This is a genomic window from Streptococcus sp. V940 (assembly GCF_054353495.1).
Genome location: NZ_JBTHHZ010000001.1, coordinates 987412 through 1010323, shown reverse-complemented (window position 1 = coordinate 1010323; position 22912 = coordinate 987412). Strand labels below are relative to the sequence as shown.

Genomic DNA, 22912 nt, shown 5'->3' with positions numbered 1-22912 from the left:
TTTCTTTACCTAATTTAAATATTTTTATACCATGTTTTCATTGAAATTATAGTTCATATTTGATATGATATGACTATGACAAAAAAGAGATTACCCCAGAATAAAGTAAAGAAGAAAAATAATAAAAAGCTTGGCATTCTTGTCTTGCTTTTATTTCTAACAATGTTAGCACTCGGTAGTGTGGTTACCTATAAAGTGTTTAACAAACAAGCCTTTGAACAGAAAATTGAGAACCTCAAGAAGGAAAAAGATGCTGCCTACTCCCAAGGAAGTCAAAAAGAGCATTTCCGTAAAGAGAAATCAGAAATTATCACCTATTATCCACTAGTCGGAGATGGCGTGATTACCTCTGTCAAAGATATCATCGTAAAAGACATTACTGACAAAGTAGAAGGTAAAGAACAGTTAATTTTTTATTACTCAGAAAAAGGGGATTCCTCTTTAACTGGGGTTGAAAATCGTTTGATTAAAAAACAGGCCTATGACTTGGCAAATTCTAATGTCGTCGAATTAGAAAATACTACTTTAGACCAGCTGTATCTGAAAGAGGACGGCTCTATCTTTACCTTGGATCAATTCTTTACAGACCCATCCACAGCCAAAGAAAAAATCCTTGAGGGAGTTAAGTCAACTCTCCAAGATAAAAAAGTAGATCAATCAGTTGTTGACCAAGTTTCAGCTGATTTCTCAGCTGCAGAATTGTCAAGCTGGAAGTTTGCCTATAAAGATAGTCAATTGGTTCTATATCCAGTCAAAGCAATGACTAATGTAGAAGAAATAGCAATGCCTATTTCAGATTTCTTTGATTATATTCAAACATCCTATCTAACAGAAAAAGATGCTGAACTTTATAAAAAAGTTCAAGCAGAAAAACATAAAAAAGTTGTAGCCTTAACCTTTGATGATGGTCCAAATGCAACAACAACTCCACAAGCCTTAGATATTTTAGCTAAGTACAAAATCAAAGCTACCTTCTTTGTCCAAGGGAAAAATATTGCAGGTAATGAAGCTATCCTCAAACGTATGCAGGCTGAGGGGCATGAAGTCGGAAATCATAGTTGGAACCATCCAGTTTTAACACAACTCTCATTAGAAGATGCTAAGAAACAAATTACGGATACAGAATCAGCAATCACTAGTGTGCTCGGAAAGAGTTCAAAATTGATGCGCCCACCATACGGTGCCATCTCAGATGATATCCGTAATAGTCTCGATTTGAGCTTTATTATGTGGGATGTCGATAGCTTAGACTGGAAGAGTAAAAACGAAGCTGCTATTTTAACAGAAATTCAACGTCAGACGACTGATGGTTCTATTATCCTTATGCACGATATCCATCAAACATCTGTTAACTCATTGCCAAAAGTTATTGAATATTTGCAGGGACAAGGGTATAGCTTTGTTACAGTCTCTGAGTTACTAGGGAATCATGTAAAACCACATGAGATATACTATTCTCGTAACCAATAGTTGAAATTAAATTCAAATATTAGAAAAAAATTAAAAAAGATTATTTTTATCTTGACAAGTAGGGAAAAACTTGATATCATATACAAGATGAGAAAAGCAGAAGTGAGAACTTCTCGCCTTGCGACTAACGTTGTCTGGCCCCTACAGATCAAGTTTCAGAAATGAACTATAATCATGTAGTGCGGATTTGCGTTAGCAGGTCCGCTCTTGTTTTTCTCTAAAATAAAAAAAGAGGTGAAAACCATAGCAAAGCAAGACTTATTCATCAATGATGAAATTCGTGTACGTGAAGTTCGCTTAATCGGTCTTGAGGGCGAACAATTGGGTATCAAACCACTTGGTGAAGCGCAAGCACTTGCGGATGAAGCTAATGTGGACTTGGTTCTCATTCAACCTCAAGCTAAACCTCCTGTTGCGAAAATTATGGACTACGGTAAGTTCAAATTTGAGTACCAGAAGAAACAAAAAGAGCAACGCAAAAAACAAAGCGTTGTGACCGTGAAAGAAGTTCGATTGAGCCCAGTTATTGATAAGGGTGACTTCGAAACAAAACTTCGCAATGCTCGCAAGTTCCTTGAAAAAGGAAACAAAGTAAAAGTATCTATTCGCTTTAAGGGTCGTATGATTACCCATAAAGAGATTGGTGCAAAAGTTTTAGCCGATTTCGCTGAAGCAACTCAAGATATTGCTATCATCGAACAACGTGCTAAAATGGATGGTCGTCAAATGTTCATGCAGTTGGCCCCAGCAACTGACAAGAAATAATCTGTCAGAAAGTTAAAAAAAGGAGAAAATATCATGCCAAAACAAAAAACACACCGCGCATCAGCTAAACGTTTCAAACGTACAGGTTCTGGTGGACTTAAACGTTTCCGTGCTTACACTTCTCACCGTTTCCACGGAAAAACTAAGAAACAACGTCGTCATCTTCGTAAAGCATCTATGGTGCATTCAGGAGATTTCAAACGTATCAAAGCAATGCTTACTCGCTTGAAATAATCGCGTATTTGTAAGTTAACAATTCTAGGAAATATTGGAGGAAATATAAATGGCACGTGTTAAAGGTGGCGTTGTATCACGCAAACGTCGTAAACGTATTTTAAAATTAGCAAAAGGTTACTATGGAGCTAAACACATCTTGTTCCGTACTGCAAAAGAACAAGTAATGAACTCTTACTACTATGCATACCGTGACCGTCGTCAAAAGAAACGTGACTTCCGCAAATTGTGGATCACACGTATCAATGCGGCAGCTCGTATGAACGGACTTTCATACTCACAATTGATGCATGGTTTGAAATTGGCTGAGATCGAAGTTAACCGTAAAATGCTTGCTGACTTGGCTGTTAACGATGCAGCAGCTTTCACAGCTCTTGCAGATGCAGCTAAAGCAAAACTTGGTAAATAATTATTCATAAGACTGGTGCAAGTTTGTCCCAGTCTTTTTTAAAACAAAGGAGAAAAAATGGCTTCAAAAATGCTACATACTTGCTTGCGAGTCGAAAATCTTGAAAAATCAATCTCTTTTTATCAAGATGCTTTTGGTTTTAAGGAATTGCGTCGTCTGGACTTTCCAGAACATGCTTTTACCATTGTTTATCTAGGTCTTGATGGTGATGATTATGAATTGGAGTTGACTTACAACTATGATCACGGACCATATGTTGTGGGTGACGGTTTTGCGCATATCGCTCTAAGCACACCTGACCTTGAAGCTCTTCATAAAGAACATAGTGACAAAGGCTATGAAGTAACAGCACCTAATGGACTTCCAGGGACTCAACCAAACTATTACTTTGTCAAAGATCCAGATGGATACAAGGTAGAAGTGATTCGTGAAAAATAATAAAAACTCCTTATCTATCAAATTAAGTTAGGCAATCTCACCTAACTCAGAAAAAACTTGATAGGGAGTAGTGTAGGTCATTTATGTTAGTTTCTTTCAGATAAATGTTGTAGTTTATCTGAGGCTAACATAGATGGCTTTTTCAGTCTAGCTTAATTTTACAAATTGGGATATAATAAAAATAACTTAACAAATTAGTTGGAGAACAAAATGTCAGACCAAAATCCAAATGAAGAGCTAAACAAAGAAGATAAACTAATTGTAGAGAATAATTCAGTTGAAGATATGAAGAATGGTCCAAAAGCAGTCAAGAAACCTTCGACTCTTCTATCTTTCTCATTTTATTTGGCACTTACCTATATTCTTCTATTTATAACTCTTGCTTTATTTACTGCTCCATGGGGATTTGTATTCTTGATTTTTCTAGGTCCTAATTTAATTGCTTACGCTATAGCAACTGTCTTAACAAGGGTAGGAATCAAGAAAGTAAATAAAACCGTCTTGTATACGAGTGCAGGATTTTATTTGCTTTCAGGACTCTTAGCATTCGATCCGGATTGGCAGATGTTTAGGGTCTTTCCTTATCTCTCACTCGTTCTAGTTCTAATCGGAATATTTTTAACGAAAGATAGAGATAAGTAAGTTAAGAAAGCCTTAGACGATCATCTATTTTAGACTTGTTTAGAAGAACTTTTAAAACCACAGCTTTTCACTGGCTGTGGTTTTTATCTTGGTCCTTATAAAGAAACTGTGTTTCTATTTTTAAAATGGTATAATAGAAAAAGAAAAAGGGAGGTGAGAAAGAATGATTGCCCAACTGGATACGAAAACTGTCTATAGTTTCATGGAGAGTATGGTTTCAATCAAGAGATATGTCAGCCTAGGAAAAGAATATGGCTATTCATCACTTGGAATCATGGATGAAGATAATCTCTATGGAGCCTATTATTTCATCAAAGAATGCCAAAAACAGGGAATGCAGCCTTTATTAGGTCTTGAGATGACAGTTTATCATAAAGAAGAAGTGCTCAATCTACGTTTTCTAGCTCTCTCAAACCATGGTTATCGAAACCTGATGAAGCTGTCGTCTTTAAAGATGACAGGTAAAAAAGAATGGGCTGATTTCTCTTCCTATCTTGAAGATATTTGTGTCATTGTTCCTTACTATCCTGAAGTTGATTCCTTGGACTTAGGGCATGACTACTATATCGGAGTGTATCCAGATACACCTCAATTGAATGTTTCTCACCCCATTCTCCCTCTTTATCGTGTTAACTCTTTCGACTCTGAGGATTTAGAAGCTCTCCAGATGCTTAAAGCGATTAAAGAGAACGTGACCTTGAGAGAGGTTGATGTTCAATCGCAACAGGGCTTGTTTTTACCGGCTGCCCATCTTGAACAGATTTTCCAAGAGAAGTTTCCAAACGCATTGGATAATCTTGCAAGATTGATTAAGGAAACTTCCTACGAGATTGATAGTAGTCTCAAACTTCCACGTTTCAATCCAGAGAGACCTGCTGTTGAAGAACTTCGGGAAAGAGCTATTCAGGGACTGGAGCAGAAAGGGTTATGGAATCAGGTTTATCAGGCTCGTTTAGAAGAAGAGTTGTCAGTGATTCATGATATGGGATTTGATGATTATTTCTTGGTTGTTTGGGATCTCTTACGTTTTGGCCGTTCTCAAGGTTATTATATGGGGATGGGACGCGGATCCGCAGTTGGAAGTTTAGTAGCCTACGCCCTAGATATCACTGGAATTGATCCTGTAGCTAAGAATCTTATCTTTGAACGCTTCTTGAATCGTGAACGCTACACCATGCCAGATATCGATATTGATATTCCAGATATCTATCGTCCAGAGTTTATTCGCTATGTCCGTGACCGTTATGGTAGTATCCATGCTGCTCAGATTGTCACTTATTCGACCTTTGGAGCCAAGCAAGCCATTCGAGATATCTTCAAACGTTATGGTGTACCTGAGTATGAGTTGACAGCTATTACCAAAAAAATTGGTTCTAAGGATACTCTAACGACAGCCTATGAAGGAAATCTAGGTTTTAGACAAATCATTCAGAGTAAGATTGAGTACCAAAAGGCCTTCTCTATTGCTAAAAAGATAGAAGGCTATCCACGACAGACCTCTATCCATGCTGCTGGAGTCGTTATTAGTGACAAAAATCTAACAGATTACATTCCTCTCAAGTATGGAGAGGATATGCTCATTACTCAGTATGATGCTCATGGAGTTGAAGGGAATGGCTTGCTCAAGATGGATTTCTTGGGCCTACGAAACTTAACCTTTGCTCAAAAAATGCAAGAGCTCTTACTTGAAACCCAAGGGATTTCACTAAGGATTGAGGATATTGATCTTGAGGATAAGGCAACCTTAGCGCTCTTTGCAGCTGGTAAGACCAAGGGGATCTTTCAGTTTGAGCAACCTGGAGCAATACGCTTATTGAAACGAGTGAAGCCACAAAACTTTGAAGAAGTAGTGGCGACGACTTCCTTGAACAGACCAGGTGCGAGCGACTATATCGATAACTTTGTGGCCAGAAAACACGGCAAAGAAAAAGTGACCGTTCTTGACCCAGTTTTGCAAGATATCCTAGCCCCAACCTATGGCATCATGCTTTATCAAGAACAGGTGATGCAAGTAGCTCAGCGTTATGCTGGTTTTAGCCTTGGGAAAGCCGATATTTTGCGTCGTGCCATGGGGAAAAAGAATGCTGCAGAGATGCACCGGATGGAAGAGAGTTTTATCCAAGGTGCACTCGAAAAAGGGCATGGAAAAGAAGAGGCTCAAGAGGTCTTTGCTGTAATGGAGAAATTTGCTGGTTATGGTTTTAACCGTTCGCATGCTTATGCTTATGCAGCTTTAGCTTTTCAGCTTGCTTATTTCAAAACACATTACCCGTCAATTTTCTACCAAGTGATGTTGAACTATGCGAGTAGTGATTATATTGTAGATGCTTTGGATATGGGCTTTGAATTAGCACCGCTTTCTATCAATACGATTCCATTTCAAGATAAGTTAGCAGATAAAACAATTCATCTAGGTCTTAAGAGCATTAAGGGAATGCCTCGTGATTTTGCCTATTGGATTATAGAGAATCGTCCATTTTCTAGTATTGAAGATTTTATCACACGATTGCCGAAAAATTATCAAAAGGAGAGTTTATTAAATCCTTTGGTAGAAGTTGGTTTGTTTGATACCTTTGAAAAAAATCGTCAAAAAATCTTAACCAACCTACCAAGTCTATTTATCTTTGTAGAAGAGTTAGGTAGCCTCTTTGCAGATTCTAGCTATAGTTGGACAGATACAGAGGATTTTTCAAATATTGAGAAATTCCAAAAAGAGCAGGAATGGTTAGGAGTTGGAATCAGTCAACATCCATTGATAACCTTAGCAAAGAATCCTTTGTATCCAATCGTGAGTCTATCTGAACTTTCCGAAGGTCAGATGGCTACTGTACTCGTTGAGATTCAATCGATTCGTGTGATCCGAACAAAAAAAGGTGAAAACATGGCCTTTTTGAAAGTTAGTGATAGTAAAACAAATCTGGAGGTTACTGTTTTTTCTAATCAGTATCGCCAATTTAAAAATCTCTTACACGAAGGTAGTTTCTATTATCTAAACGGAAAAGTTCAGGCTAGGGACGGACGTCTTCAATTAGTTTTGAATGATCTAAAAGAGGCAGTGAGTGAACGTTTTTGGATTCAAGTTGCCAATCATAATCACGATTCTGAAATTTATCATATTTTAGAACAGTATAAGGGACAAATTCCCGTGATCATACGTTATGAAAATGAACAAAAAAATGTTCTTTTGCCTGGTTATATGGTTGCAAAAGACGCGGACTTACAAGAATCTTTAAAACAGATTGTCATGAAAACGATTTATCGTTAAAAATCAATGAAAATAAAAGAATTTTGATTTTAAATATGGTATAATCAGTTAGAATGTTAAAAGAAAAAGGAGCAAAACCAAATGAAACGTATTGCTGTTTTGACTAGTGGTGGGGACGCCCCTGGTATGAATGCTGCCATTCGTGCAGTTGTTCGTCAAGCAATCTCAGAAGGAATGGAAGTTTTTGGTATCTATGATGGATACGCTGGTATGGTTGCTGGTGAAATTTATCCACTTGATGCTGCTTCAGTAGGAGACATCATTTCACGTGGCGGTACTTTCCTTCACTCTGCTCGTTACCCTGAGTTTGCGAAACTCGAAGGTCAACTTAAAGGGATTGAGCAATTGAAAAAACACGGTATCGAAGGTGTCGTAGTTATCGGTGGTGACGGTTCTTATCATGGAGCTATGCGCTTGACTGAGCATGGATTCCCTGCTATTGGACTTCCTGGAACAATTGATAACGATATCGTAGGTACTGACTTTACAATCGGATTTGACACGGCAGTAACAACTGCAATGGATGCAATCGATAAGATTCGTGATACATCATCAAGTCACCGTCGTACTTTCGTAGTTGAAGTAATGGGACGTAACGCAGGTGATATCGCTCTTTGGGCAGGTATTGCAACAGGTGCTGACGAAATCATCATCCCTGAAGAAGGTTTCAAATTTGAAGATATCGTAGCAAGCATCAAAGCTGGATATGAACACGGTAAGAAACACAATATTATCGTTTTAGCAGAAGGTGTCATGTCAGCGGCTGAATTTGGTCAAAAACTAAAAGAAGCTGGCGATACAAGTGACCTTCGTGTCACAGAACTTGGTCACATCCAACGTGGTGGTTCACCAACTGCTCGTGACCGTGTATTGGCATCTCGTATGGGCGCACACGCTGTTAAACTCCTTAAACAAGGAATCGGTGGTGTTGCTGTCGGTATTCGTAACGAGAAAATGGTTGAAAATCCAATTCTTGGAACTGCAGAAGAGGGGGCTTTGTTTAGCTTAACAGCTGATGGTAAGATTGTTGTCAATAACCCTCACAAAGCTGATATTGAACTTTCTGACTTGAACAAGAGCTTGTCATAATCAACTTTAACTAATCTAGTAAAATGACCATAAAAGGTCGAATTATATAAAGGAGTCACAAAATCATGAACAAACGTGTAAAAATCGTTGCAACCTTAGGTCCTGCGGTAGAAATCCGTGGTGGTAAAAAATTTGGTGATGATGGGTATTGGGGTGAAAAACTTGACGTTGAAGCTTCAGCACAAAACATTGCTCAATTGATCGAAGCTGGAGCTAACACTTTCCGTTTCAACTTCTCACACGGTGACCACCAAGAACAAGGTGACCGTATGGCAACTGTTAAACTTGCAGAAAAACTTGCAGGTAAAAAAGTTGGTTTCCTTCTTGACACTAAAGGTCCAGAAATCCGTACTGAATTGTTCGAAGGCGATGCTAAAGAGTACTCTTATACAACTGGTGAAAAGATCCGTGTTGCTACTAAACAAGGAATCAAATCAACTCGTGAAGTGATTGCTTTGAACGTTGCTGGTGGTCTTGATATCTACGATGATGTTGAAGTTGGTCATCAAGTCTTGGTTGACGATGGTAAATTGGGTCTTCGTATTTTCGCTAAAGACGATGAAACTCGTGAATTTGAAGTAGTTGTTGAAAATGACGGTATTATTGCTAAGCAGAAAGGTGTGAACATCCCTAACACGAAAATTCCTTTCCCAGCACTTGCTGAGCGCGATAACGCTGATATCCGTTTCGGTTTGGAACAAGGTATTAACTTCATCGCGATTTCATTTGTACGTACTGCAAAAGACGTTGAAGAAGTTCGTGCCATCTGTGAAGAAACTGGTAACGGTCACGTTCAATTGTTCGCTAAGATCGAAAACCAACAAGGTATCGATAACTTGGATGAAATTATTGAAGCTGCTGACGGTATCATGATCGCTCGTGGTGACATGGGTATCGAAGTACCATTCGAAATGGTTCCAGTTTACCAAAAAATGATCATCACTAAAGTGAACGCAGCAGGTAAAGTTGTTATCACAGCAACAAACATGCTTGAAACAATGACTGAAAAACCACGTGCAACTCGTTCAGAAGTATCAGACGTATTTAACGCTGTTATCGACGGAACTGACGCTACAATGCTTTCAGGTGAGTCTGCAAACGGTAAATACCCACTTGAATCAGTAACAACAATGGCTACCATCGACAAGAACGCACAAACTCTTCTTAACGAATACGGACGTTTGAACTCAGATACTTTCGAACGTAACTCTAAGACAGAAGTTATGGCTTCAGCTGTTAAAGACGCTACTAACTCAATGAATATCAAATTGGTTGTTACCCTTACTAAGACTGGTCACACAGCTCGTTTGATTTCTAAATACCGTCCAAATGCTGATATCTTGGCATTGACATTTGACGAATTGACTGAGCGTGGATTGATGTTGAACTGGGGTGTTATCCCAATGTTAACTGAAGCTCCATCATCAACTGATGATATGTTCGAAATCGCTGAACGTAAAGCAGTTGAAGCAGGTCTTGTAGAATCTGGTGACGATATCGTTATCGTTGCAGGTGTGCCACTTGGCGAAGCTGTTCGTACAAACACAATGCGTATCCGTACAGTACGTTAATCTAACATTAAAAACCTATCATTTCAGGCTTTACAGCTTGTATGATAGGTCTTTTTTTGTTTCATAAGGTCCAGAACCCGATTTGTTTAAGAAAAGAAAAAACTCTCTGGAAAAACCAGAGAGTGTGAGAGGCATCTCCATGTGAGAAACTGGTTCACACAATTTCTCAAGGTCCGCTCCTGCGTTATGACCTCCTTTGCGCAATTGTAGCTTTCGCTACATATCGACTCATCGCAGACTTTATTTTACTATAGGGTTAATACTTTGTCAAGAAAAAAACAGCTCCCCAGATAGGAACTGCTGAATTGATGCTAATTGCCGGGATCGAACCGGCGACCTCATCCTTACCATGGATGCGCTCTGCCTACTGAGCTAAATCAGCTTACTTTGAAAGTATACTATAGATTTAAGCTTTTGTCAATATGCTAATTAGTATGCTAATTCATTGGAAAAGCCCAAGTAATAAACTTGAGCTTGTGAAGATTAGACTATTGTAATTGCTCTCTCTTTTTATCTGGGTTCCAAACAAAACTTGCAACAAAGGTAAAGAGTATTGTCAGAATTCCGATTACAATTGCGAGAATCAAGGCAGGAATACGGATGAGCCACCACAGTGGATTTGGCTTTTTATTGTTGTGCCATTGTTTTGTTTCCTCATCCAGGCGTTGAAACTCAGATTGGATGCGGTCTGCAACCATCTCAATTCCCTCATCATTCATCTTTTTAATATCTGAGATATCAATCGGATTTCCGAAGTTCATATCAATACGTTCACGGCTGATAAGCCCTTTTAGAGTCATAGGACCAGTATAGGTAACAGGCATGATGCGAACCTTAGCCATCTTTGCAATGAGGGCTACACCACCCTTAACATCGTTAGAATGACGACTACCACTAGGAAACATAATCAGTGAGCGATTGCTCTTTTTAAGAACATTAATTGGATATTTGATAGCAGAAGAACCTGGGTTATCACGGTCGATAGGGAAAGCACCACACATGCGAATCCACCAACCAAAGATGCGATTTGAAAAGAGTTCTTTTTTTGCCATAAAGACAAACTGCTTTGGTTTTGTTGCAAAAGCCATATAGACTGGATCCCACCAGGTACGGTGTGGCGCAACAAGGATATAGTTTTCATCTAAACTTGGAATTTTTTCAGTATTGTGAAAGTGAGCATTTCCGTTGATTGACCATAGAATCAACATAACCAGCCCACGCAGATAAGTATAAAACATGATGTCTCCTTCAGTTTTCTTTCTTTTATTATACCTTATCATACTAGGACAGGCAAATGTTTTTTGTTTAGGCGGAATAGTTTTTTATATGAAATTAGAAATATTCAAAAAAAAATGATATGATAGAATTTATGGATAAAAATAAAATTATGGGATTAAGCCAATCAGAAGTCAAAGATCGTCAGAAACAGGGACAGGTCAATGATTTCCAAGCTTCAGCTAGTACTAGTACATGGCAGATTGTGAAGAGAAATGTCTTTACTTTATTCAATGCTTTAAACTTTGCTATTGCCTTAGCGCTCGCCTTTGTTCAAGCTTGGAGCAACCTAGTTTTCTTTGCGGTTATCTGTTTTAATGCATTTTCTGGGATTGTAACTGAGCTACGAGCTAAACATATGGTTGATAAACTCAATCTCTTGAATAAAGAAAAAATTACGACAATTCGTGATGGACAAGAGATCGCTTTGGACCCCGAAGAACTTGTTTTAGACGATGTGATTCGCTTGTCAGCAGGAGATCAGATTCCAAGTGATGCGATTGTATTAGAAGGTTTTGCAGAAGTCAACGAAGCCATGTTAACGGGTGAGAGCGACTTGGTGCAAAAAGAAGTAGAAGACTTAATGTTGTCGGGTAGCTTTCTTGCAAGTGGTTCTGTCCTCGCTCAGGTACATCATGTTGGGGCGGATAACTATGCTGCTAAACTCATGCTTGAAGCTAAGACAGTGAAGCCGATTAACTCTCGTATCATGAAATCGCTAGACCAGTTAGCCGGCTTTACTGGGAAAATTATCATTCCTTTTGGTATTGCTCTCTTGCTTGAAGCCTTGGTCTTAAAAGGTCTGCCACTCAAGTCTTCTGTAGTCAATTCATCTACAGCTCTTTTAGGAATGCTGCCTAAGGGAATCGCCCTTTTGACCATCACCTCTCTCTTGACTGCTGTTATCAAGCTTGGGTTGAAAAAGGTTTTGGTGCAGGAGATGTATTCTGTTGAGACCTTGGCGCGTGTGGATATGCTCTGCTTGGATAAGACAGGGACAATCACCCAAGGGAAGATGCAGGTTGAGACGGTCCTTCCTCTGACCCAGGATTATGACAAGAATGCTATTGCCAAAATACTAACCAGCTATATGGCACACAGTGAGGATAAAAATCCAACTGCCCAAGCTATTCGAAAGCGTTTTGCGGGAGAGGTAGCTTATCCGATGATTTCTAGCCTTCCATTTTCAAGTGATCGAAAATGGGGAGCAATGGAGTTGGAAGGTCTAGGAACTGTTTTCCTAGGCGCACCGGAGATGTTGTTGGATGCTGAAGTTCCTGAAGCTAGAGAAGCTCTTAAACGAGGATCTCGTGTCTTGGTGTTAGCGCTCAGTCAAGAAAAACTTGACCATCACAAGCCACAAAAACCATCTGATGTTCAGGCTTTGGCTTTACTTGAGATTCTAGATCCGATTCGAGAAGGTGCTGCTGAGACTTTAGACTATCTTCGTTCTCAGGAAGTGGGATTGAAAATTATCTCTGGTGATAATCCAGTCACTGTTTCAAGTATTGCCCAAAAAGCAGGTTTTGCAGACTATCAGAGCTATGTAGATTGTTCGAAAATTAATGATGAAGAATTAATAGCCATGGCTGAAGAAACAGCCATTTTTGGACGTGTCTCTCCTCATCAAAAGAAACTAATCATCCAAACTCTGAAAAAAGCAGGACATACTACAGCAATGACAGGGGATGGTGTCAACGATATCCTAGCTCTCCGTGAGGCAGACTGTTCCATTGTTATGGCTGAAGGAGACCCAGCAACTCGTCAGATTGCAAATCTGGTCCTCTTGAATTCAGATTTCAATGATGTTCCTGAGATTCTCTTCGAAGGTCGTCGTGTGGTCAATAATATTGCCCATATTGCTCCGATTTTCTTGATTAAGACAATCTATTCCTTCTTGCTAGCAGTTATCTGTATTGCCAGTGCTTTGTTGGGACGTACTGAATGGATTTTGATTTTCCCATTCATTCCGATTCAGATAACTATGATTGACCAGTTTGTGGAAGGATTCCCACCGTTTGTATTAACTTTTGAACGAAATATCAAACCTGTGGAACAAAACTTCCTCAGAAAATCCATGCTTCGAGCTTTACCAAGTGCCTTGATGGTAGTCTTTAGTGTTCTCTTTGTTAAAATTTTTGGAACCAGTCAAGGCTGGACCGACATTGAAATTTCGACACTTTTGTATTATCTATTGGCATCGATTGGTTTCATGTCTGTAGTTAGAGCTTGCTTGCCATTTAGCTTGTGGCGTGTGCTATTGATTATTTGGTCAGTTGTAGGTTTCCTTGGAACAGCTCTATTCCCAAGAATCCAAAAATTGCTTGAAATTTCAACCTTGACTGGTCAAACATTGCCTATCTATGGCATTATGATGCTCGTCTTTATTGTGATGTTCATACTGACAAGTCGTTATCAAGTTAAAAGATAAAGAAAGACTGCAATCCATGATTGCAGTCTTTTTTAGGTGCAGGATTGCCAGATAAAATATGGTATAATAAAGGGAAATAGAGTTTTTGAAAGTGAGAGAAGATGATTTCAAAGAGATTAGAAACAGTAGCTTCTTTTGTTCCCCAAGGAGCTGTTTTGCTGGACGTCGGTAGCGACCATGCTTATTTACCTATTGAATTAGTTGAAAAAGGTCATATTGAAGCTGCCATCGCGGGTGAAGTTGTAGAGGGACCCTATCAATCTGCAGTTAGAAATGTTGAAAGTCATGGCTTAACTGAGAAAATTCAGGTTCGTTTAGCCAATGGTTTAGCAGCTTTCGAAGAAAGTGACCAGGTTTCTGTTATCACTATTGCTGGGATGGGAGGTCGCTTGATTGCTACGATATTAGAAGAGGGCTTTGACAAACTAGCCAAGGTTGAGCGATTGATTCTTCAACCCAATAATCGTGAAGATGAGTTACGTTCTTGGTTACAAGAGCATGGATTTCAGATTGTAGCTGAAAGTATTTTAGAGGAAGCTGGAAAATTTTACGAGATTCTAGTTGTGGAAGCTGGAGAAATGAAATTGTCAGCAAGTGACACCCGTTTTGGTCCTTTTCTATCTAAAGAACTTAGCCCCGTATTTGTCCAAAAGTGGCAAAGAGAAGCAAGTAAGCTCGAATTTGCCCTTAGTCAAATCCCAGAAAAAAATCATGAAGAACGTCAAGTTTTAATAGATAAAATTCAAGCAATCAAGGAGGTGCTCCATGAAAGCAAGTGAAGTCATTAACCGATATGAAGCCTATTGTCCTCAAGAATTTTCTATGGAAGGCGATAATCGTGGACTGCAGATTGGAACTTTAGACAAGGACATCCAAAAGGTCATGATTGCCCTTGATATACGTGAAGATACAGTGGCAGAAGCTATTGAAAAGGGTGTAGATTTGATTATCGTTAAGCACGCGCCTATCTTCCGTCCGATAAAGGACTTGGTTGCTAGTCGCCCTCAAAATCAGATTTATATCGACCTCATCAAGCACGACATTGCAGTCTACGTCAGCCATACCAATATTGATATTGTTGAAAACGGCCTTAATGACTGGTTCTGCCAACTATTGGATATTAAGGATACAACTTTTCTACAGGAGACAGGTCCTGAACGTGGCATCGGGCGTATTGGCAATATTAAACCTCAAACGTTTGAAGAATTTGCTAGTCGTGTTAAGGAAGTATTTGGTCTAGATAGTCTTCGTATGGTGTACTATAAAGATACTGATTTGCAAAAAACAATCTCAAGAGTAGCTATTTGTGGTGGCAGTGGGCAGTCTTTCTACTCTGATGCTTTAGCAAAAGGAGCTCATGTTTACATTACTGGTGACATCTATTACCACACTGCCCAAGATATGTTGTCAGACGGATTGTTGGCTCTGGATCCTGGCCACTATATTGAAGTTCTCTTTGTTGAAAAAATTGTAGCGTTCCTGAATGAATGGAAGGAAGAGAATGCTTGGTCTCTAGAGGTTATCGCAAGTCAAGCGTCCACCAATCCATTCCATCATATCTAGTTAGAAGGTAAAGACAATGAAAAAAGTTGCCATTGTAGGTGCAGGAATTGTAGGGGCCACAGCTTCCTACTATCTTTCTAAGGAAGCTGATATCGAAGTAACTGTTTTTGATAATGGAAGTGGCCAAGCAACCAAGGCCGCGGCAGGAATTATTAGTCCCTGGTTTTCTAAACGACGCAATAAGGCTTGGTATAAGATGGCGCGCCTAGGAGCTGATTTCTATGTAGATTTATTAGCTGATCTAGAAAAATCGGGTCAAAAAGTTGATTTTTACCAAGGTTCTGGTGTCTTTCTTCTTAAAAACGATGACTCTAAGCTAGAGGAGCTCTATCAACTGGCTCTACAACGTAGAGATGAATCTCCCTTGATTGGAGAATTAGCTATTTTGGACCAAGCGACTGCTAGTAACTTATTTCCCGGTCTAGAGGGATTTGAACGTTTACTCTATGCTTCTGGTGGAGCTCGAGTAGATGGGCAACTCCTAGTGACTCGCTTACTGGGAGCCAGTCAAGTGAAGGTCATAGATAAAGAGGTCAGTCTAATCCCCCTATCATCGGGCTATCAGATAGACAATCAAATGTTTGACCAAGTCATCTTATCCACAGGAGCTTGGCTTGGCCACATCTTAGAACCCTTAGGATATGAGGTAGACGTTCGTCCTCAAAAGGGGCAACTTCGAGATTACCAAGTGCCACAAGACATGGGAGCTTACCCTGTAGTTATGCCGGAAGGTGAGTGGGATTTGATACCATTTCACGGCGGTAAATTATCTCTAGGAGCTACCCATGAAAATGACATGGGATTTGACCTAGCAGTTGATGAGAATTTGCTCCAACAAATGGCTGAAGCAGCAAGTTCGTTTTATCCTAGCTTAAAAGATGCAATGATAAGTGGTGAACGTGTGGGGATTCGAGCTTATACGAGTGATTTTTCGCCGTTTTTCGGACAAGTGCCAAACTTGTCAGGAGTATTTGTTGCGAGTGGATTAGGATCGTCAGGATTGACAACTGGACCCATTATAGGCTATCACCTAGCCCAAATGCTTCAAGGGGAAAGTGGAGTCTTGGATCCAGCGGATTATCCGACTGAAAGATATATTAAAGAGAAATAATCGTAAACTTTTTACCTGATTTTTACGATAGGATTAGGATAGCAAATGACTTTCCCTATCAAAAATGGTAAAATGAAAAAAATAATTCAAGAATAGAGGAAAAATGATGCAAGAAAAGATTTTGGTAACAGGTGGAGCAGGTTTTATCGGAACTCACACTGTCATTGAACTGGTCCAAGCTGGACATCAAGTTGTCGTGGTGGATAACTTGGTTAACAGTAGCCGTAAAAGTTTAGAAGTAGTCGAAAGAATCACTGGGGTAGAAATTCCTTTCTACGAAGCAGATATTCGTGACACAGATACACTTCGCGATATTTTCAAACATGAAGAGCCAACAGGTGTGATTCATTTTGCTGGTTTGAAGGCAGTTGGTGAGTCAACTCGTATCCCACTTGCCTACTATGATAACAATATTGCTGGTACAGTTAGCCTTTTGAAGGCAATGGAAGAAAACAACTGTAAGAACATTATCTTCAGTTCTTCAGCAACAGTTTATGGAGATCCACATACTGTTCCAATCCTAGAAGATTTCCCACTTTCAGCTACCAACCCTTATGGCCGTACCAAGCTTATGCTTGAAGAAATCTTGACAGATATCCATAAAGCAGATTCAGAGTGGAACGTTGTCTTACTTCGTTACTTCAACCCAATTGGTGCGCATGAGAGTGGTGACCTAGGAGAAAATCCAAACGGCATTCCAAATAACCTTCTACCGTATGTAACACAAGTCGCAGTTGGTAAGTTAGAACAAGTTCAAGTCTTCGGAGATGACTACGATACTGAAGATGGAACAGGTGTTCGTGACTATATCCACGTCGTTGACTTAGCCAAAGGACACGTTGCCGCCCTTAAGAAGCTTCAAAAAGGCTCAGGACTTAATGTGTATAACCTTGGGACTGGAAAAGGCTACTCAGTTCTTGAAATTATCCAAAATATGGAAAAAGCTATTGGACGCCCAATTCCATACCGTATCGTTGAACGTCGCCCAGGTGATATCGCAGCCTGCTACTCAGACCCAGCAAAAGCTAAGGAAGAGCTAGGTTGGGAAGCTGGACTTGGTATTACAGAAATGTGTGAAGATGCATGGCGTTGGCAAAGCAAACATCCAAATGGATTTGAAGACTAATCGTTTGATTAAACAAAAAAAGAGGAAGTAATTCCTCTTTTTTTATAACTTTATATGTGGTTGAAATAAAAATTTGATTAGTGCTTAAGTGATAGAAAAATGTCTTAAAAGAACAGTTTATTTATTATTGAAATCCTGGAACAAATAAAAGTAAAATTGTATAAAAATAGCTAGCAAAAGACTATAATTTTCTAGAAAAATATGCTAAACTAGAGGGAGTGGAAATTAGAGATTGATGTTCCACCAAATTTTAAGATTCATCTATAATCAGAGCACGAGTAGGGCAATTTTTAACGGCTTCTAAAATGTCGTCGTTGCAAGCAATTTCTCGCTCTAATTGCTCAGATTCATCGTAAAAACGGACGATACCATTATCATGGTAATCAAATAATTCTGAATAAGTTTGGCAGAGCCCACAAGCGATGCAACGTTCAGGTATAAGTCTAATCTTCATATTTATATTGTAATAAGAAACTAAAAAAAACTCAAGGAGTAAGGTATGGAAAAGGAACCGTGGCAAGAAGATATTTATGAAAATCAAGAAGAGGAATCAAGAACTGAACGCCGTCAACGAAACAAAAAAGGTTCAGGTGTCGTGGCCAATCGTATTTTAACAGTTCTAGCTATTCTCTTCTTTGTGATTGTTGTTGGGATGGTAGTTGTATTGGTCTACTTGTCATCAGGCGGAAGTGATCGCACTTCAGCTTTGAAAGATTTTTATGATTCTTCGGCTCCAAAAGTAGAAGAAGTTACAACAGTGGCTACTACTGCTCAGCCAACAGAGTCAACAGAAGCAGAGACAACTCAAAAAGAACATACAGAGGCACGTACTGATTCTGAAGGAACTATTACAGTTTTACCAGGAGAAGGGGAAGCGGCCATTGCGGCTCGCGCTGGAATCTCTATTGCTCAACTTGAAGCCTTGAATCCTGGTCATATGTCTTCAGGAACTTGGTTTGCAAATCCTGGTGATGTCCTTAAGACAAGATAGGAGTGACAATGAAAACAATTCAGATTGCGATTGATGGGCCAGCTTCCAGTGGTAAGAGTACAGTAGCTAAGATTATTGCTAAGGACTTTGGCTATACTTATCTGGATACAGGCGCTATGTATCGTGCGGCGACTTACATCGCATTGAGAAACCAAATTAGCCCAGATGAGCCATCTCAACTTCTTGAATTATTGGAACAATACCCGATTAGTTTTGGCCGAGCTGAAACAGGAGAACAGCTTGTTTTTGTTGGAGATGTAGATGTAACAAATCCAATCCGAGAAAATGAAGTAACCAACGCTGTTTCTACTTTTGCAGCAATTCCAGCTGTTCGTGAAAAATTGGTAGCCCTTCAGCAAGAAATTGCCCGACAAGGTGGTATCGTTATGGATGGCCGCGATATTGGAACAGTAGTCTTGCCTCAGGCTGAATTGAAGATTTTTCTAGTAGCATCTGTAGATGAGCGTGCGGAACGTCGTTACAAGGAAAACCTTTCAAAGGGAATCGAAACAGATTTGGAAACTTTGAAAGAAGAGATTGCTGCGCGTGATTATAAAGATAGTCATCGTGAAACTTCGCCCCTTAAACAAGCTGAGGATGCAATCTATTTGGATACGACTGGCCTCTCTATTTTAGAAGTTGTTGAAAAAATTAAATTAGAAGCTCAAAAACATTTATAAGAACTATAAAACGATAAACTGAATTTCGGTTTGTCGTTTTTTACCATAATTTGTCAAATAGTCTGTTTTAAGGTATAATAGTTGCTGTTGAAGAAAATTTGACATTCAAATAATCATAAATTTTTTTAAGGAGATAACATGAGTCAATTACCAAATTGCCCAAAATGTAATTCAGAATATGTATATGAAGATGGCGCACTTCTCGTTTGTCCAGAATGTGCTTACGAGTGGAATCCTGCTGAACAAGCAGAAGTTGAAGAAGGCATTGTTGCTATTGATGCAAATGGAAATAAACTAGCTGATGGAGATACAGTTACCTTGATTAAGGACCTTAAGGTCAAAGGGGCTCCTAAAGACATCAAACAAGGAACTCGTGTGAAAAATATCCGTATTGTTGAAGGTGACCATAACATCGATTGTAAAATTGATGGTTTTGGTGCTATGAAGCTAAAATCAGAATTTGTGAAGAAGATTTAATGATGTTACAAAATAAAAAAATTATATTTTATAGTCGTATCTTTTTATTTATAGCAGCCTTTACTGGTGTATACTTGGAGATTACCAAACGCGGTGGATTAGGGATGTTGCTTTACTATACAGTCCTTTCCAACCTGTTGGTTGTACTCTTTACAGCTTATCTTTTGTTCAAGATGCGTAGTGGAGGTGATAGTTGGCAGAGTCCAGGTATTTTGCGACTCAAAGGTGGTGTCACCATGAGTATCATGATTACTTGTGTTATCTATCATTTCATGTTAGCTCCCTTGACGACAGATTTTTACCGTTTGGAAAACTTCCTTTGCCATTATATTGTCCCCCTCTGGTTTTTAGCAGATACAATTATTTTTGATAAGAGTCGTCAATATAAGTTAGTTGATCCCATGCTTTGGACTAGCCTTCCTTTGCTTTATATGATTTTTGCCCTCTTAAACGGTTTTGTTCTAAAGATGGCTGTCCCAAATGCTAAGGATAGTCCCTTCCCTTATTTCTTTTTGAATGCTCCCAAACATGGATGGGGCTTTGTCTTTAAATGGGCAGCCACTATCTTTGTTGCTTATATGATTTCAGGATATCTATTTTATCTATTGAAGAGCATTAAAAGATCAAAGAAATAAAAAGTACTCCTATGCGGGTGCTTTTTTTATTAGCAATAATTGTACCCGGACAAATCAATTTTTTTTATCTTGTACTTGAGTCATTTCTACCTTAAAATAAAATTGTAGCTACCAATACAACTATTGAGGATGAAAAAAATGACTGAAAATCGTTATGAATTAAATAAGAATTTAGCACAGATGCTTAAAGGTGGCGTCATCATGGATGTCCAAAACCCTGAACAGGCAAGAATTGCTGAGGCTGCAGGTGCGGCAGCAGTTATGGCTTTGGAACGAATCCCAGCTGATATTCGTGCAGCGGGTGGTGTCTCTCGCATGAGTGATCCAAAGATGATTAAGGAAATCCAAGAAGCAGTCAGCATTCCAGTTATGGCTAAGGTTCGAATTGGGCATTTTGTTGAAGCTCAGATTTTAGAAGCTATCGAGATTGACTATATCGATGAGAGCGAAGTTCTATCTCCAGCTGATGACCGTTTCCATGTGGACAAGAAAGAATTTCAAGTTCCTTTTGTCTGTGGTGCTAAAGACCTAGGAGAAGCCTTGCGCCGTATCGCTGAAGGAGCTTCTATGATCCGTACAAAAGGGGAACCAGGAACAGGGGATATCGTTCAGGCGGTTCGTCATATGCGTATGATGAATCAAGAAATTCGCCGCATTCAAAACCTCCGTGAGGACGAGTTATATGTTGCTGCCAAGGACTTGCAAGTCCCTGTAGAATTAGTTCAATATGTCCACGAAAATGGAAAATTACCAGTTGTTAACTTTGCCGCTGGAGGAGTCGCAACACCAGCGGACGCTGCTCTTATGATGCAGCTAGGTGCAGAAGGTGTGTTTGTTGGCTCAGGGATTTTCAAATCAGGTGATCCTGTTAAACGTGCAACAGCAATTGTCAAGGCTGTTACCAATTATCAGAATCCTCAAATTCTGGCTCAAATCTCGGAAGACTTGGGAGAAGCCATGGTTGGTATCAATGAGAATGAAATCCAAATTCTCATGGCGGAGCGAGGAAAATAGATGAAAATCGGAATTTTGGCCTTGCAAGGTGCCTTTGTAGAACACGAGAAAATGCTTGCTCAACTAGGAGTTGAAAGTATTGAACTGCGAAACCTAGAAGATTTTCAGCAACATCGAATTGAGATATCAGGTTTGATTTTGCCAGGAGGTGAGTCAACGGCCATGGGGAAACTGTTGCGAGATCAGCAGATGCTCATTCCTATAAGAGAGGCTATTCTCAATGGTTTACCAGTCTTTGGAACTTGTGCAGGTTTAATTTTGCTAGCAAAACAAATTACTTCTAAAGAGGAAAGCCATCTAGCGACTATGGACATAGTAGTAGAGCGCAATGCCTATGGACGTCAGCTAGGAAGCTTTTATACAGAAGCTGACTGCAAAGGCGTTGGTAAAATTCCAATGACTTTTATCCGTGGCCCGATTATCAGTAGTGTTGGTGACGGTGTTGATGTTCTAGCGATTGTGAACAATCAAATCGTTGCGGCACAAGAAAAGAATATGCTGGTAACCTCCTTTCATCCTGAATTGACAAATGATCTTCGTTTGCATCAGTACTTTATGAATATGTGTAAATAAAAAAAGAGGTTGGGATTTTCCAACCTCTTTTTTACATGTAATAAACAATAGCGATATATTGCAAAGCTGAAGCTGCCAAGATAAACAGATGCCAAATCATGTGGAAGTATGGTTTTTTCTTCGCATAGAAACCAGCTCCAACTGTGTAACAGAGTCCACCAGATACCATGAGGCTCCAGAAGATAGGAGTTGTCTGGCTGATGATTGCTGGTAAGATAGCCAAAACGAGCCATCCCATGATGAGATAGAGAATGAGACTAAATTTTTCATTGACTTTCTTGGCAAAGATTTTATAGAGGATGCCAAAGATGGTTGTTCCCCACTGAATGGCGATAATGAGATATCCAAACCAGTTATTCATCAGAGTCAAAACGACAGGAGTATAAGAACCTGCAATGGCAACATAAATCATGGAATGGTCAATAATGCGTAGGACATACTTGTGAGTCGAACCATAAGCCATCGAATGATAAATAGTTGATGATAAGAACATGAGAAAGAGGCTAATAACGAAAATCGAAACACCAATGGATGATAAAAATCCGTGAACTTCATAACTGTAAGTAGATGAAATCGGAAGTAAGATGAGCATCACCAATGCACCGACAGCATGAGTGACACTGTTAGCAATTTCTTCTCCAAAACTAAGGCGTTTACTAAGTTTGAGACTAGTATTCATTTGGTTCCTCCTTTTCAGATTCTGTGTAAACGAGTGCTAGTGTTTGATGATAGAGTTTGACTGTTTGACAACTTGCTTGGATAATAGGATTGGCTGGGTCAATGTCTTCGTTCATATAGTCCACAAAAGCATTGTAGAGTTCTTCTGAATTAGCATCTGTGTGTAGGGTATTTAAGGTTTGAGCAATTTCTTGGATCGAAAAAACGGACTTAAGAGTCGTAATAGCAATCAAACGGGCAATTTGTTTGCGTTGATATTTTTTCTTTTCAGGTTTACTGATATAACCGTGTTTAACATAGTTGTTCACCATGGATGCTGTCAAACCTTTCTCCTTGTCAGGAGAAGCTGGAGGACAGATTTGATTGACATAGAGCAGAACCTGGTCCAGATAGAGATTGATACTTGGAATTTCTTCCCATTTTGGATAGGAAAAAGTGGTATTCATTTTCAACTCCTTTTTATCTAGTTTTAATA

Annotated in this window: 24 protein-coding genes, 1 tRNA gene and 1 other annotated feature; of the genes, 20 read left to right on the top strand and 5 right to left on the bottom strand. The window is 39.3% G+C overall.

Going from position 1 to position 22912, the window contains the following annotated elements; genetic code table 11:
* Window positions 1-75 precede the first annotated feature (75 nt).
* The 9 genes from pgdA to pyk all read left to right on the top strand — a co-directional run bounded on the left by pgdA (window position 76) and on the right by pyk (window position 9883).
* Entirely contained in the window at window positions 76-1470 is a 1395-nt protein-coding gene (gene pgdA / locus ACXYSM_RS05095) for a peptidoglycan-N-acetylglucosamine deacetylase PgdA (RefSeq protein ID WP_458634579.1), read from the top strand.
* A gap of 88 nt (window positions 1471-1558) precedes the next feature.
* Window positions 1559-1689: a sequence feature (ribosomal protein L20 leader region), on the top strand.
* 15 nt (window positions 1690-1704) lie between these two features.
* A complete protein-coding gene (infC, locus tag ACXYSM_RS05090) occupies window positions 1705-2235 on the top strand; it encodes a translation initiation factor IF-3 (RefSeq protein ID WP_458634578.1) in 531 nt (176 codons plus the stop codon).
* Between the two features lie 33 nt (window positions 2236-2268).
* Window positions 2269-2469 carry a 50S ribosomal protein L35 gene (gene rpmI, locus ACXYSM_RS05085; protein ID WP_001125942.1) on the top strand — a complete coding sequence of 67 codons (201 nt, stop codon included), beginning with the start codon at window positions 2269-2271 and terminating at the stop codon, window positions 2467-2469.
* Between the two features lie 49 nt (window positions 2470-2518).
* Window positions 2519-2878, top strand: a complete 360-nt coding sequence (rplT, locus tag ACXYSM_RS05080) for a 50S ribosomal protein L20 (protein ID WP_000124834.1) — start codon at window positions 2519-2521, stop codon at window positions 2876-2878.
* A 57-nt stretch (window positions 2879-2935) separates the two neighbouring features.
* Window positions 2936-3316, top strand: coding sequence for a lactoylglutathione lyase (gene gloA / locus ACXYSM_RS05075; RefSeq protein WP_458634577.1), 381 nt, complete (start codon window positions 2936-2938; stop codon window positions 3314-3316).
* Between the two features lie 210 nt (window positions 3317-3526).
* Entirely contained in the window at window positions 3527-3958 is a 432-nt protein-coding gene (locus ACXYSM_RS05070) for a hypothetical protein (protein ID WP_458634576.1), read from the top strand.
* Between the two features lie 163 nt (window positions 3959-4121).
* On the top strand, window positions 4122-7223 hold the full coding sequence (locus ACXYSM_RS05065) for a DNA polymerase III subunit alpha (RefSeq protein WP_458634575.1): 3102 nt from the start codon (window positions 4122-4124) through the stop codon (window positions 7221-7223).
* Window positions 7224-7304: 81 nt separating this feature from the next.
* Window positions 7305-8312 (top strand): 6-phosphofructokinase, encoded by a 1008-nt coding sequence (gene pfkA, locus ACXYSM_RS05060; RefSeq protein WP_303407130.1) that lies wholly within the window; start codon window positions 7305-7307, stop codon window positions 8310-8312.
* A gap of 65 nt (window positions 8313-8377) precedes the next feature.
* Window positions 8378-9883 carry a pyruvate kinase gene (gene pyk / locus ACXYSM_RS05055; protein ID WP_281137392.1) on the top strand — a complete coding sequence of 502 codons (1506 nt, stop codon included), beginning with the start codon at window positions 8378-8380 and terminating at the stop codon, window positions 9881-9883.
* A 309-nt stretch (window positions 9884-10192) separates the two neighbouring features.
* Here pyk and ACXYSM_RS05050 read toward each other — a convergent pair.
* A tRNA-Thr gene (locus ACXYSM_RS05050) sits at window positions 10193-10265 on the bottom strand.
* Window positions 10266-10371: 106 nt separating this feature from the next.
* A complete protein-coding gene (locus tag ACXYSM_RS05045; RefSeq protein ID WP_303407134.1) occupies window positions 10372-11121 on the bottom strand; it encodes a lysophospholipid acyltransferase family protein in 750 nt (249 codons plus the stop codon).
* A gap of 131 nt (window positions 11122-11252) precedes the next feature.
* Between ACXYSM_RS05045 and ACXYSM_RS05040 the strand changes: the two genes are divergently transcribed.
* The 5 genes from ACXYSM_RS05040 (at window position 11253) to galE (ending at window position 17389) form a co-directional block, all read left to right on the top strand.
* Window positions 11253-13589, top strand: a complete 2337-nt coding sequence (locus tag ACXYSM_RS05040) for a cation-translocating P-type ATPase (protein WP_458634574.1) — start codon at window positions 11253-11255, stop codon at window positions 13587-13589.
* Between the two features lie 101 nt (window positions 13590-13690).
* On the top strand, window positions 13691-14368 hold the full coding sequence (locus ACXYSM_RS05035) for a tRNA (adenine(22)-N(1))-methyltransferase (RefSeq protein ID WP_458634573.1): 678 nt from the start codon (window positions 13691-13693) through the stop codon (window positions 14366-14368).
* The gene (locus ACXYSM_RS05030) at window positions 14355-15152 is read left to right on the top strand and encodes a Nif3-like dinuclear metal center hexameric protein (protein WP_458634572.1); all 798 of its coding nucleotides are present in this window, start codon (window positions 14355-14357) and stop codon (window positions 15150-15152) included. Before ACXYSM_RS05035 ends, ACXYSM_RS05030 begins: the two co-directional genes overlap by 14 nt.
* 16 nt (window positions 15153-15168) lie before the next feature.
* Window positions 15169-16263 carry an NAD(P)/FAD-dependent oxidoreductase gene (locus ACXYSM_RS05025; protein WP_458634571.1) on the top strand — a complete coding sequence of 365 codons (1095 nt, stop codon included), beginning with the start codon at window positions 15169-15171 and terminating at the stop codon, window positions 16261-16263.
* Window positions 16264-16369: 106 nt separating this feature from the next.
* Window positions 16370-17389, top strand: a complete 1020-nt coding sequence (gene galE / locus ACXYSM_RS05020) for a UDP-glucose 4-epimerase GalE (protein WP_458634570.1) — start codon at window positions 16370-16372, stop codon at window positions 17387-17389.
* Window positions 17390-17639: 250 nt separating this feature from the next.
* Here galE and ACXYSM_RS05015 read toward each other — a convergent pair whose 3' ends face one another.
* The gene (locus ACXYSM_RS05015; protein WP_006148835.1) at window positions 17640-17843 is read right to left on the bottom strand and encodes a ferredoxin; all 204 of its coding nucleotides are present in this window, start codon (window positions 17841-17843) and stop codon (window positions 17640-17642) included.
* A gap of 45 nt (window positions 17844-17888) precedes the next feature.
* Here ACXYSM_RS05015 and ACXYSM_RS05010 point away from each other — a divergent pair, with 45 nt between their 5' ends.
* The 6 genes from ACXYSM_RS05010 to pdxT all read left to right on the top strand — a co-directional run bounded on the left by ACXYSM_RS05010 (window position 17889) and on the right by pdxT (window position 21759).
* Window positions 17889-18380 carry an SAG1386/EF1546 family surface-associated protein gene (locus ACXYSM_RS05010; RefSeq protein WP_458634569.1) on the top strand — a complete coding sequence of 164 codons (492 nt, stop codon included), beginning with the start codon at window positions 17889-17891 and terminating at the stop codon, window positions 18378-18380.
* Window positions 18381-18388: 8 nt separating this feature from the next.
* Window positions 18389-19060: a (d)CMP kinase gene (gene cmk / locus ACXYSM_RS05005; protein ID WP_458634568.1), complete on the top strand. Its 672-nt coding sequence runs from the start codon at window positions 18389-18391 to the stop codon at window positions 19058-19060.
* A gap of 138 nt (window positions 19061-19198) precedes the next feature.
* On the top strand, window positions 19199-19537 hold the full coding sequence (locus tag ACXYSM_RS05000) for a zinc ribbon domain-containing protein YjdM (protein WP_458634567.1): 339 nt from the start codon (window positions 19199-19201) through the stop codon (window positions 19535-19537).
* Between the two features lie 2 nt (window positions 19538-19539).
* Complete coding sequence (locus ACXYSM_RS04995; RefSeq protein WP_458634708.1) at window positions 19540-20172, top strand: Pr6Pr family membrane protein; 633 nt, start codon at window positions 19540-19542, stop codon at window positions 20170-20172.
* A gap of 138 nt (window positions 20173-20310) precedes the next feature.
* Window positions 20311-21186 carry a pyridoxal 5'-phosphate synthase lyase subunit PdxS gene (gene pdxS / locus ACXYSM_RS04990; RefSeq protein WP_458634566.1) on the top strand — a complete coding sequence of 292 codons (876 nt, stop codon included), beginning with the start codon at window positions 20311-20313 and terminating at the stop codon, window positions 21184-21186.
* Entirely contained in the window at window positions 21187-21759 is a 573-nt protein-coding gene (gene pdxT / locus ACXYSM_RS04985) for a pyridoxal 5'-phosphate synthase glutaminase subunit PdxT (protein WP_458634565.1), read from the top strand.
* A gap of 31 nt (window positions 21760-21790) precedes the next feature.
* On the opposite strand, the gene trhA is transcribed toward pdxT, so the two are convergent.
* Both trhA and ACXYSM_RS04975 read right to left on the bottom strand, forming a co-directional pair.
* A complete protein-coding gene (gene trhA / locus ACXYSM_RS04980) occupies window positions 21791-22438 on the bottom strand; it encodes a PAQR family membrane homeostasis protein TrhA (protein ID WP_458634564.1) in 648 nt (215 codons plus the stop codon).
* The gene (locus tag ACXYSM_RS04975) at window positions 22428-22883 is read right to left on the bottom strand and encodes a DUF1836 domain-containing protein (RefSeq protein ID WP_458634563.1); all 456 of its coding nucleotides are present in this window, start codon (window positions 22881-22883) and stop codon (window positions 22428-22430) included. Before ACXYSM_RS04975 ends, trhA begins: the two co-directional genes overlap by 11 nt.
* Between the last annotated feature and the right edge of the window lie 29 nt (window positions 22884-22912).